This is a genomic window from Thiomicrorhabdus xiamenensis (assembly GCF_013282625.1).
Taxonomy (GTDB): domain Bacteria; phylum Pseudomonadota; class Gammaproteobacteria; order Thiomicrospirales; family Thiomicrospiraceae; genus Thiomicrorhabdus; species Thiomicrorhabdus xiamenensis.
Genome location: NZ_CP054020.1, coordinates 1,224,139 through 1,237,022, shown reverse-complemented (window position 1 = coordinate 1,237,022; position 12,884 = coordinate 1,224,139). Strand labels below are relative to the sequence as shown.

General features: G+C 48.7%; 8 protein-coding genes. All 8 read right to left on the bottom strand.

Annotation, left to right across the window (positions count from 1 at the left end):
- Positions 1-3 precede the first annotated feature (3 nt).
- Positions 4-1,491, bottom strand: coding sequence for a transcription termination factor NusA (gene nusA / locus HQN79_RS05690; RefSeq protein WP_173284916.1), 1,488 nt, complete (start codon positions 1,489-1,491; stop codon positions 4-6).
- A gap of 61 nt (positions 1,492-1,552) precedes the next feature.
- Positions 1,553-2,005 carry a ribosome maturation factor RimP gene (gene rimP, locus HQN79_RS05685; protein ID WP_202984524.1) on the bottom strand — a complete coding sequence of 151 codons (453 nt, stop codon included), beginning with the start codon at positions 2,003-2,005 and terminating at the stop codon, positions 1,553-1,555.
- Positions 2,006-2,220: 215 nt separating this feature from the next.
- Positions 2,221-2,877: a 3'-5' exonuclease gene (locus HQN79_RS05680; protein WP_173284913.1), complete on the bottom strand. Its 657-nt coding sequence runs from the start codon at positions 2,875-2,877 to the stop codon at positions 2,221-2,223.
- A gap of 12 nt (positions 2,878-2,889) precedes the next feature.
- Complete coding sequence (locus HQN79_RS05675; protein WP_173284911.1) at positions 2,890-4,803, bottom strand: putative nucleotidyltransferase substrate binding domain-containing protein; 1,914 nt, start codon at positions 4,801-4,803, stop codon at positions 2,890-2,892.
- Between the two features lie 117 nt (positions 4,804-4,920).
- Complete coding sequence (locus HQN79_RS05670) at positions 4,921-6,576, bottom strand: cation acetate symporter (protein WP_173284909.1); 1,656 nt, start codon at positions 6,574-6,576, stop codon at positions 4,921-4,923.
- A complete protein-coding gene (locus HQN79_RS05665; RefSeq protein WP_173284907.1) occupies positions 6,576-6,881 on the bottom strand; it encodes a DUF485 domain-containing protein in 306 nt (101 codons plus the stop codon). The genes HQN79_RS05670 and HQN79_RS05665 overlap by 1 nt, the downstream gene beginning before the upstream one ends.
- 276 nt (positions 6,882-7,157) lie before the next feature.
- Positions 7,158-9,107, bottom strand: coding sequence for an acetate--CoA ligase (gene acs / locus HQN79_RS05660; RefSeq protein ID WP_173284905.1), 1,950 nt, complete (start codon positions 9,105-9,107; stop codon positions 7,158-7,160).
- 192 nt (positions 9,108-9,299) lie between these two features.
- Entirely contained in the window at positions 9,300-12,773 is a 3,474-nt protein-coding gene (gene dnaE, locus HQN79_RS05655; protein WP_173284903.1) for a DNA polymerase III subunit alpha, read from the bottom strand.
- Positions 12,774-12,884: the final 111 nt, after the last annotated feature.

The window sequence follows — 12,884 nt, the reverse complement described above, 5'->3', positions numbered from 1 at the left end:
TTGTTATTCGAACCAAGGCGCACGAGCTTTAAGAATCAACTCCGCCGCCTCTTTTTCATCTATTTCCAGAATTTCCAATACCTCGTCAGTACCTAGTTCTGCCAGATCTTCCTGAGTAATGACACCGTTCGAAGCGAGTTTCTTCGCCATGTCCAGATTCATCCCTTCAAGGTCGATCAAGTCCTGCGCCGGTTCAGCCAGCGCTTGTTTTTCTTCTTCAGCGATTGCCATTGTCAGCAGCGCATCTTTCGCACGCTGCTTCAGTTCGGTAACGATCTCTTCATCAAAGCCGTCGATTTCCAGCATTTCACCCGCCGGAACATAGGCGACTTCTTCCAAAGTAGTAAAGCCTTCGGCAACCAGTACTTCGGCAATTTCTTCATCGACATCCAAACTGTTCACAAAGATATCAATCTGACCTTTAGATTCAAGCTCATGCTTCTCGTTCATTTCGGATTGGGTCATTACATTCAATTCCCAACCGGTCAATTCCGAAGCAAGACGGATATTCTGGCCGTTTTTACCAATCGCCTGTGACAGCTGTTCGTCTTCAACCGCCAGATCCATCGTGTGCTTATCTTCGTCGACCATAATCGAGGTGACTTCAGCAGGCGCCATCGCATTGATAACAAACTGGGCATCATTAGCATCCCACATAATGATATCGATACGTTCACCGTTCAGTTCGTTGGTGACCGCCTGAACACGACCGCCGCGCATACCGACACAAGCACCGATCGGATCAAGACGCGGATCGTTAGCACGAACGGCAATTTTGGCACGGAAGCCAACATCACGCGCAGCGCTCATTACATCGATCAACTCGTCGGAAATTTCCGGCACTTCGATCTTGAATAATTCAATCAGCATTTCTTTACAGCCACGTGACATAAACAACTGCGGACCGCGAGGACGGAATTCAACCGTCTGCAGATATCCGCGGACACGGTCGCCCATACGGAAAGTTTCGCGGCCAACCAATTCGCTGCGTGGAATAATCGCGTCAACATTGTCGCCCATGTCCAGAATAACGTCACCGCGGTCGATTCGCTTGACCTGACCGGTCAGGATTTCACCTACGCGTTTTTCGTAGACTTCTACAATCTTCTTACGCTCGGCTTCACGAACTTTTTGGATAATGACCTGTTTGGCAGTCTGCGCACCGATACGACCGAAATCGATTGATTCAATTTCTTCTTCGATGTATTCACCGACTTCAGCACCCGGCTTTTCATCGACAGCGTCCATGTGACGGATGTACCAGCCCACTTTATCTTCGATATAGACATCGTCTTCGATAACTTCCCAACGACGGTAGGTTTTATAGTCACCCGTAATACGGTTGATTTCCACGCGTGCATCGATTTCATCATCGTAGCTGCGTCGGGTTGCTGTTGCCAAAGCGGTTTCGATAGCGTCAAAGATAATTTCTTTTTCAACGCCCTTTTCATTGGCCATAATTTCAACAACGGCTAATACTTCCTTGCTCATTCTCGTTCGCCTTACCTAAAACTGTAAAAACTGATAAAAAACGTAAACTTATTCGGTTAACTTAAAATTCCGGTACCAGATTGGCTTTTTCAATCTCGTCGAATGGAATCGGATAAATTTCACCGTCCACTTCAATCTCGACACCTTGATCATCAACCTTAAGCATTTTCCCTTTAAAACGCTTGCGCCCGAGAATATCGACCGCGCTGCGAATCTGAACCGTCTGTCCCTGATAACGGGCAAACTGTTCCGGTTTGAACAGCTGACGATCCAGACCCGGTGAAGAGACCTCAAGATTATAGGCACCGGAGATCGGATCTTCGACATCCATAATCGCGCTGACCTGATGACTGATATCGGCACAGTCGTCAACATTAATGCCGCCTTCCCGATCAACAAAAAGGCGCAGAGTCGAGTGCCGACCCGCAGAGATATATTCCAATCCCCAAAATTCAAAGCCCATCGACTCAATCGTTGGCTTTAAAGCATTTTCAAGTTTCTCTTCTAATCTCACCGATGTTATTCCAAGGTTTCGTGAATTCAAATAACAAAAAACCCCGTAAAAACGGGGTTCTTTTATCATTTAAGCCGCTGCGAGGATTATAAAAACCACAACGCTTAAGAATTTTTAAAAAGAATACGGGGATAATAATGACAAGGCGCTTAAATGTCAAGATTCGCGTGCCATATATTGCGTAGTTCAACATGACAATAGCTCCTTCAGAGTCATTAGAACGATGTTTGCTGCAATTTGCGCAGCTTAACAAAAATCAGTGCCGTCATCAGCGCATCATTAAAGGCGTTATGCTGTCCGAAATTCGGTAACTGCAAATGCTTGAGAATTTCCTCGAAAGACAAATCCACTGCCGGCTGATAGACCCCATACAAATGTTCTTTAGCGCGCAAGTCATAATATAGCTCGGAAACCTCAATCCTTGGATTCGGCAATTCAATCCCCAACCATTGTTTTAAGATGCGATTGACCATAGCAACATCAAATTCCAGATAGTAACCGACCAGAGTTGCGCCACGGATAAAATGCAGAAAACGCCTGACCGCTTCCTCTTCGCTCAACAGACTGCCCTGTTGCTGTTGCAGATCCTGATTACGGATTTGGTGCACCTTGATACTTTCTTCGCTGATCGAATCGGTTTGCGCGACTAGAAAATTAATTCCCTGACTGGTCAGAATGCGATCTCCCGAAATTCTGACCGCACTCAGAGAAACGATGCGATCCTTGGCTGGATTCAGCCCGGTTGTTTCACAATCAAAACAGACATATTCCTCTTTCGTTTCGTCGAAGAGAAACTGGTACGTTGAATCCTTAAGGCTGCGTCGGTTGCGCTCCCGGCGATGCTGTGCAATTTTTTTCTTCAACCAGCTCATCCACTCGCCTCTTTACATCAATTCACGCAGTTTGAAATGCTGTTGAAGAAAACTCTTGAACTGATTGACGACCTGCAGCGCCTGTTTGAGAATATCCTGTTGTAAATGCGTTAAATCATCCAACGCCACGTCATTGTTCAGAGCGCCATCACCGTCTTCACCCGGTGCGGCATTGTCCTTTTGCCGCAGCATAGCGTCAAGACGCAGTCCGTTGAAGTAATTCAGCGTCTCTCCCAGCTCGATTCCTTGCGCCGCTTCAAAAACACCAAGATCCATTAGCCCCTTGATTCGCCAATGCGTATTGCACTCTTGGATTCCGTGTTCCAACGCCAGAACCCGGACGCCGTGAACAATGGGGAAAATAGCGCCCTTCTTGATGTCGATGACAGCGCCTTGTTCCGATTGTCGAGTGATAAAGCCGCCGAAAAAACTCACCGGGGTTTCGAACTGCAACGCAACCTTGGCGAAATGGCGCAAAAAAAGCGGCGTATCTGCCAGACGCTGCGCCATAAATTTACGTTGTATCTCAAGCAGAGTCGCCTGACCGAAAACAATTTGTGCATCGGCAAAAATAGCCAAGCGCATAAAGCTTTCCATTGAAGGTCTATCCAGCCAGTCTCGCAATTGCGCCTTAAAACCGCTTTGCGACTGGCGCCATGTCGGTTGATTGAGCATTATCCCTCCCGGACAAGGCGGAAAACCGAGTTGCAGCATTGCCTGATTAAAGGCTACGGAGAAATCTAACAACTGCGTTTTTTCCTCGGCACTGAGATCATCGACAAACAACAATGCATTATCCTGATCCGTTCTCAGCAGCTGCTCGGAACGTCCCTCCGAACCCAGCAGCATCACCGCCACCTTGGAATGCAGATCGTTCGGCAGTAGAAGTGAAATCAGCCGTTGGATAATTTTCCGGTGCAGTTCGTTAATTAGCTTGGCGATATAGTGCACCTTAATCCCTTTGAGATGCAAGGTAACGACCAAATCGTCCAACTGATTGGAAAGTTCGGCCAGGTCGTCGACAGAGTTTGCCTGTTCGATCTTAAGCAACACCAGAGCAGATTGATTGGCAAACACTCCCATCAGATCCTTAAGGTGCAGAAAACCCGAATATTCGATTTCGCCGTTGTTTTTTTCACGGCGGACAACCAGACGATCAATCTGAAACCGGGTCATTTTCAATAACGCATTAAATAGATATTCCAGTTCATGGACTGTCTGTAATGGCTTATTAGCCAAATCACGCGCTCTGAACTCGACTGCCGAAGAAATGGAATCCCGCTCGCACTGATGTGCCGTAAAACGCAAGATATCAGTCGAGGTTAAAATTGCCCAGCGCGTATCCTGACTCTCCTGTAAATCACCCAAATCAATCAGGCAACAGTCTGTCTTATTCTCTACCATTTTCCGCGCCGCTTCGGACACACTGGCGTCCGCATTAACCACAACCAACGGCTGAATCGGTGCAGAGCAGACTGCCTCCATCATCACTTCGGTTGCGGCCACCTGTTGTCGCTGCTGATGCCACGCATTGAGTTTATCGACGATATTGGAATAAAAATGCGCCTTGAAGTCAGCAAAGGATTGAATGGTTTCAAGGAACACCGCTTGCGGAACGCGGTATAAGATCGCCTCTTCCAGCACTTTATACTGGATCACGGCAGACCGATTCGTTTCACTCTGGAGCAGAGAAGCTTCGTTAAAGTAGGCTCCGTTTGCATATTTAGCCATGACTTTAGCATCTTGAGCTTCCTGGATCACACCCTTTATCACCAGCAGTAAACAAGGTTCGGACAGCTCGACAACTTCGCCTTTCGGGTAATAAAGCACATCGAATGTCTGTGCAATCGCCATCAATTGCGATTCTGGCAGACGGTCAAACGGCGTCACATTCTGTAAAAACTGGTAATGCTGCTCTATGGCCATACAAAGTTCCCTGTTGAAGAAATTTTAATATAACAACTCTGTTTGCTTCGGCAATAAAAAAAGGGAGGCTGGTTTTAACCAGCCTCCCTTTTTTCAAGCGAAATTAACCTGAGTTAATTAGTGCTCGGATGCAGATTCTGCACCAATACCGGTTTGCGAGCGAATGAACTGCGCCTCGAAACCTTCTTTATCTTCTTTTGCACGAGCGGACTTATCGGTAATCGAGAAGAACCAGATCGAAACAAAAGCGATCGCAACAGTAAACAGAGCCGGGAATTTGTATGGAACAACCGCTTCACCCATTTGCAGGATCTGCGTCCAGACAACCGGACCTAGAACAACCATGACAACGGCCGAGATCAGACCCAGCCAACCACCGATAACCGCCCCACGAGTGGTCATACCCGACCAGAACATGGACATAATCAATACTGGGAAGTTTGCCGATGCCGCAATGGTAAAGGCCAGAGCAACCACGAATGCGATGTTCTGATCTTTAAACCCGATACCGAACAGAATTGCCAGAGCACCGATAACCAGCGTCGAAATACGGGCAACCTTGGTTTCCTGCGCTTCCGTCGCGTTTTTATTGATTACGTTCGCATAAATATCATGCGATAGCGCCGAAGCCCCTGCCAGAGTCAGACCTGAAACCACGGCAAGAATGGTGGCAAATGCAACCGCCGAGATAAAGCCTAGGAAGAAGTCTCCACCGACAACATGCGACAAGTGGATAGCAGCCATATTGTTACCGCCAACCAGCTTATCACCGGCAAAATATTCAGAACCGACGACCAGAGCAACGGCACCGAAACCGATAATGAACGCCAGGATATAGAAGTAACCGATGAAACCAGTTGCGAAGAACACAGATTTACGGGCTTCCTTTGCATCCGGAACGGTAAAGAATCGCATCAGGATGTGCGGCAGACCCGCAGTACCGAACATCAGAGCAATACCCAGTGAAATCGCATTAACCGGATCGGAGACAAAACCACCGGAGAACAGGATATTCATATCACCATTACGGTTTTCAACAGCCGTCTTAAACAGTGTTTCGAAGCTGAAGTCCATGTAGTACATAACCATAATAGCGATGAAGGTCGCACCGGCAAGCAGCAGAACCGCTTTAATGATCTGTACCCAAGTCGTCGCCAACATACCACCGAAGGTAACATAAGCAATGATCAGCGCACCCACCAATAGAACCGCATAGTTGAAGTCCAGACCGAACAATAGCTCGATCAGTTTACCGGCACCCACCATCTGAGCAATCAGATACAGGATAACAACGGCAATACCACCGAAAGCCGCAAGGACACGAATCGGGGTTTGCTTAAAGCGGTAAGCGGCAACGTCGGCAAAGGTAAACTTACCAAGGTTACGCAGACGCTCGGACATCAAGAACAGCATAATCGGCCAACCAACCAGGAAACCGATTGCGAAAATCAGACCGTCATACCCTTTAAGGTATACCATCCCGGTAATACCCAGGAAGGACGCCGCTGACATATAGTCACCCGCCAGTGCCAGACCGTTCTGGAAACCGGTAATACCACCACCGGCCGCATAGAAATCCTTAGCGGATTTGGTACGCTGTGCCGCCCAATAGGTGATATAAAGAGTACCGCCAACAAAAATAACGAACATGGTAATCGCAGGCCAGTTAATCGGCTGCTTTTCGCCACCTTCAATCGCTCCGGCCGCCATCGCAGCCACAGGCAATAAAGCCAGTGCAATAAAAGCACCTAAGTATTTAAAGACTTGTGCCATTACTCCACCTCTTTCTTGATTTTTGCAGTCAGCTCGTCAAAATCCGCATTCGCTTTTTTGACATAGTAACCGGTTAACAGGAAGGCAAATACGATGATCGCCACACCCAACGGGAATCCGATGGAAATATGTTCGCCGGAAACAATGGTGGTAAAGAACTCAGGATTGAACGCCAATAACAAAATAAAGCCGTAGTATACGACCAGCATTGCTCCGGACAGAATCCAGGCAAGGCTCGTACGCTCCTTGACCAGTTGTTGATACTCTGGAAGATTTTTAATCTTCTCGATTTTCTCTTGATCCAAAATCAGTCTCCTCGGTTTTTGGTGAGATTTAAATTTTTTTATTAAAACAGACACTCTTTGGCGCTGATGATTGGGATTATCCCTTGCTAAGCGGACTCTTAGAAATAAGTATTTTTTATTAACTTACAGTTTTTTTAGATGCCAACGAGAGTCTGTACTTAACGACAAAAAGCCCTCGATTAAAGTGGAATTCAATCGAGGGCCAGTTGTTTATAAAGGCTTTTACCGATTCGGCCCGATGTAGGCGCGAACCAGGCAGAAGCCTGTAAAAGCCGATTACTTCTTCTGGAATTGATCCAGAATGGTCGGATCTTCCAAAGTCGAAGTATCTTGAGTAATCTCTTCGCCTTTGGCAATCGCACGCAGAAGACGGCGCATGATCTTACCAGAACGGGTCTTCGGCAGGTTAGTACCAAAACGAATATCGTCCGGCTTGGCGATCGGCCCGATCTCCTGCGAGACCCAGTTGCGCAGTTCCTGAACCAGCGCATCACGTTCATCGCCTTCAGGAAGATCGACATTCAGTACCACGAAAGCGGCAACCGCTTCCCCTTTAACATCGTGCGGACGGCCGACAACCGCAGCCTCGGCCACTTTGGCGTGCGATACCAGCGCAGATTCGATTTCCATGGTTCCCAAACGGTGACCGGAAACGTTAAGAACGTCGTCAACACGACCCAGAATCCAGAAATAACCGTCAGCATCGCGGTGCGCGCTGTCACCAACGACATAGTAAGGCTTGCCTTCCAGAGGGAAGTAAGTATTGCGATAACGTTCTTCGTCACCCCATACATTGCGAATCATCGACGGCCACGGTTGCTTAATCGCCAGCAGACCACCTTCGTTACCGATCAGCTCATTCCCTTCTTCATCCAGAATAACCGCGTCAATACCCGGCAGTGGCTGAGTACAAGAACCCGGCTTCAAAGGCGTTACCGGGAAAGGTGCAATCATATGCGCACCGGTTTCTGTCTGCCACCAGGTATCGATAATCGGGCAACGACCTTGACCGATAACATCGTGATACCACATCCAGGCTTCCGGGTTAATCGGCTCACCAACCGTACCAAGCAGGCGAAGTTTTTCAAGATCATATTGCTTAGGAAGGTCGGCACCGAATTTCATCAATGCACGAATTGCCGTCGGCGCAGTATAGAAAACGGTTACACCGTGATCCTGACAGACCTGCCAGAAACGCCCTGCATCCGGATAGGTCGGAACCCCTTCAAACATGACCATAGTCGCACCGACCGAAAGCGGCCCGTAAGCGACATAAGAGTGTCCGGTAATCCAGCCCACATCGGCAGTACACCAGAAAACGTCGTTATCATTAAGGTCAAACATCCACTCATTGGTTACATGCGCGTTCAGCAGATAACCGCCTGAGCTGTGTTGCACCCCTTTCGGCTTACCGGTAGAACCGGAGGTATACAGAAGAAACAGAGGATGTTCAGAATCCACTGCGACTGGATCATGATAGTTACTCATACCGGCTTCGGCTTCCAACCAGTCGATATCACGCCCTTCCTGCATTTCCACTTCATCGTCGGTACGACGATAAACAATTACCTTCTTAACCTGTTCACACCCTTTTTCCAGAGCCGTGTCCACTGCGTGCTTCAAAGGAATGGTCTTACCACCACGGCGACTGCCGTTGGTAGTGATCACCATTTTGGCACCGGCATCGACAATACGGTCACGCAATGCCTCGGCCGAGAAGCCACCGAACACAACAGAGTGAATGGCACCGATACGGGCACACGCTTGCATGGCAATGACCGCCTGCGGGATCATCGGCATATAGATAATAACGCGATCGCCTTTCTCTACGCCTTGAGCCGTCAGTGTATTGGCAAAACGACATACCTGATCATGCAGTTCTTTATAGGTGTAGCGTTCGATATCACCGCGATCACCTTCGAAGATAATCGCTGTTTTGTCGCTTTTATCCTGCAGGTGACGATCGATACAGTTATAGGAAACATTCAATTCACCGTCGGTGAACCATTTGTAGTGCGGGGCTTTAGAGTCATCCAGACCAACGGTGAAGGGTTTACTCCAGCTCAGTTTCTCTCGCGCCAGATCAGACCAAAAACCCACATGGTCTTCGGCAGCCTTGGCACGCATTTCTGCCAGTTTTTCTTCACTGACAGAAAACGTCTTTTTAATTTCATCGCTGACTTCAAATACGCGATTTTCCGTTAGGATTGATTCAATATTCGACATGAATACTCCGCATCTATTCTGATTAAGTAAACAGGAATACCGGCCGCAAAAAGGTCCTGACCGGTAATACAAAGAAAAAGTAGTGCAAGTTTATCACTTGAAAAAGGAGATAAAACCCCAATTGACCAAAAAGAGGCAATTCTTCAATAAAAATCGGACTGAAAGTGTCCGTTGACCGTCATTTTACCGACTTTATCGGGAAAGTACCTTCGGTTGCCAGCCTTGTGCGTTGAGCACTTCAAGCAGATCGTCATCCGGGTAATACAGCTGCCTAGTCTTCAGAAGCGCCTGTGCCTGCTGATTGCGATACTGTATCTGCAACGGCAGTCCGATCTCGTTGCAGAATGGCGAAACCATCTGCTGCAACGTCTGCATACGCTGTTCGTCAAGCTCTTCTACCGTCACATTCAGCTCCAGGGCCAGCCCTTTCTCGACACGGGCTTCCGCCAGACTAACGATCTGTTCGGCTTCGAATTTCACACCGCCGTTAAAGGTATCTTCGCGAACTTCACCGTAAACCATAATCACCTTATCGACCGCCAGTTCATTTTGAATCTGTTCGTAAATCGCCGGACGCATGGTTACGTCCATTCGCGAAGTTTTATCATCAATGGTGACGATCGCCATTTTTGTACCTTTTTTGGTGATTTTGACTCTTAAGTCAACCACCAGTCCGGCACCCCAACGTTTTTTCCAGCGCTCCGGTTTCATCTGAATAAGCGGCGAATCCACCAAACCGTTAATTTCATCCTGATAGATATCAATCGGGTGACCGGTCATGTACAGACCCAGTGTTTCCTTCTCGCCTTTGAGACGTAACTTCTGCGACATCTCGGCAACATCGGCCAGCTGCGAAGTACTCTCTTGCTCCTCAGCAAACATGTCGCCAAACAGATCGTTCTGTCCTGTTTCGTTGTTTTTAAGCTGCTGCTCGGCCTGCTTCATCGCAGTCGGAATGGTTTCCAGCATGGCCTGGCGGTTTCCGTGCAAGACATCCATCGCCCCGGATCGCACCAGCGCTTCGACCACACGTTTATTAACCTTTTTACCGGCTCGCAAACAGAAATCAAACAGATCCTTGAAAGGACCGTTTTCGCGGCGTTCGGCAATCACACCTTCGAGTGCCGCGCCGCCGACGCCTTTAATCGCCCCCAGACCGTAATTAACGGTGCGATCGCCATAAGGTTTGAAATGAATTTCGCCGGTATTGATGTTCGGCGGCAGCACCGTCAAGGTCATTGCCAGACATTCATTCACCATATGAACCACTTTTTCAGTGTTATCCATATCCGAGGAAATCTGCGCGGCCATGAATTCGGCCGGGTAATGGGTTTTTAACCACGCCGACTGATAAGAAACCAATGCATAAGCGGCGGAGTGGGATTTATTGAAACCGTAACCGGCAAACTTCTCCACCAGGTCGAAGATCTTCATCGCAAGGTCGCCGTCCACACCGATACCGATGGCACCCTCTTTAAAGACCGAGCGCTGCTTCGCCATCTCTTCCGGTTTCTTTTTACCCATCGCACGGCGCAGCAAATCCGCCCCACCAAGAGAGTAACCGGCCAGCACCTGAGCGATCTGCATAACCTGCTCCTGATAGAGGATAACCCCATAGGTCGGTTCCAGAATCGGTTGCAGACTTTCGTGCTGATATTGTGGATCAGGATAAGCGACCGCCTCTTTACCGTGTTTACGGTTGATGAAGTTATCCACCATCCCTGAATCCAGCGGCCCCGGACGGAAAAGCGCGACCAAAGCGATAATGTCTTCGAAACAGTCGGGACGTAATTTAACGATCAGATTCTGCATCCCGGAAGATTCCAGCTGGAAAATCCCGGTGGTCTTACCGGTCTTGATCAGATCGAAAGTCGGTTCATCGTCGATCGGAATACGTGCAATATCCAGAAAGCCTTCATCACCCGGTTGTTTGTTGCCGTTGATGGACTGCAAGGCCCAATCAATAATGGTCAGCGTACGCAGCCCCAAGAAGTCGAACTTAACCAGACCAGCATATTCGACGTCGTTTTTGTCCAACTGAGTTACCACCCCGCTTCCGTCCACTTCACACGACAGCGGACAGAAATGATCCAGCGGCTTCGGCCCGATTACGACGCCCCCGGCGTGCTTACCGGTATTTCGCACGGTTCCTTCCAACTTGAGCGCCAACTCCAACAGCTGCGCCGCATCTTCGTCGGAATCGCGCTTGGCCTGCATATCCGGTTCTTGCTCGATGGCGTCCTTGAGCTTGATTCCCAGTTCATTCGGAATCAGTTTGGCGATCCCGTCGACCGCTCCGTAGCCAAGTCCCAGTACACGCCCGACATCACGCACCACCGCCTTGGCGGCCATGGTTCCGAAAGTGACGATCTGTGAAACGTGATCGCGTCCGTAATGTCGCGAAACATAATCAATCACCTCGTCGCGTCGATCCATACAGAAGTCAACGTCGAAATCGGGCATGGAAACACGTTCCGGGTTCAGGAAACGCTCAAAAAGCAGGTCATATTCAATCGGATCCAGATCGGTGATTTTCAGTGCATAGGCGACGAGGGAACCGGCACCGGAACCCCGTCCCGGCCCAACCGGAATCTGATGATTCTTGGCCCACTGGATGAAGTCGGCAACGATCAGGAAGTACCCCGGGAATCCCATCTGCAGAATAATATCCAGTTCGAATTTAATCCGGTCGTAGTACTCCTGCCTTTTTTGCTGTTGAATTTCGACGGGTTCTCCACCAAACAGAAAAGCCAGACGTTCGTCCAATCCCTTATGACTTTCCTGAACAAAGAACTCGTCCATTGTCATCCCCTCGGGAATCGGGAAGTCCGGAAGGAAATAGGTCCCCAAGGTCAGATTCAGGCTACAGCGTTTTGCAATTTCGACCGTATTGGCAATCGCTTCCGGAATGTCCGCAAAAAGTGCAACCATCTCTTCCGAAGTACGGAAATACTGTTGCGGAGAGTAACGTTTCGGCCGTTTCGGGTCTTCCAGAACAAAACCGTCGTGAATACAGGTGCGGACTTCGTGCGCTTCGAAATCTTCCTCTCTTGCAAAACGCACGTCGTTGGTTGCCACTACAGGCAGCTGCCACTGCTCGGCAGTTTGCAACGCCAGCTGAATATAAGCCTCTTCATGTTCACGGTCGGTACGGATCAACTCCAGATAATAACGATCCGGAAAATACTCGCGCCACCAGTTAAGGCGTTCTTCAATCAGTTCCTGATTCTGTGACAGCAATGCACTGCCCACATCCCCCAATCGACCGGCCGACAACGCAATCAGGCCCTCATTCAACTCGGCAAGCATCGTTTTCGGAATCATGCCGAGTTCCGCGTACTGATAGGTTTTCTGATGGTGCAGATTAGACTGAGAAATCATATGTGACAGGTTGAGATACCCTTGCTCGTTCTGAACCAGAAGAACCACCGGAAAAACCGCACCCTGTTCATCTTCAATCAGAACCTCGGCACCGAGAACCGGTTTGATCCCCGCCCCCATTGCCGCGCCGTAGAATTTCACCAACGCGAACATATTATTTATATCGGTCAATGCCACTGCCGGCTGATTATCGGTTTGCGCTAGAGAAACAAGCGGCTTAATGCCAAGCGTTCCGTCGATGACGGAATATTCGGAATGAAGATGAAGATGAACAAATTGAGGCATAACTTAAGGGCGTTTTTTCTTATGTCGGTCAGAATTGATTTGAGCACCTATTGTAAACCTTAGTCCTCCAAGATGCTGGAGTAAAAGTGCAATAAAGCGTCGCTTTGTTTT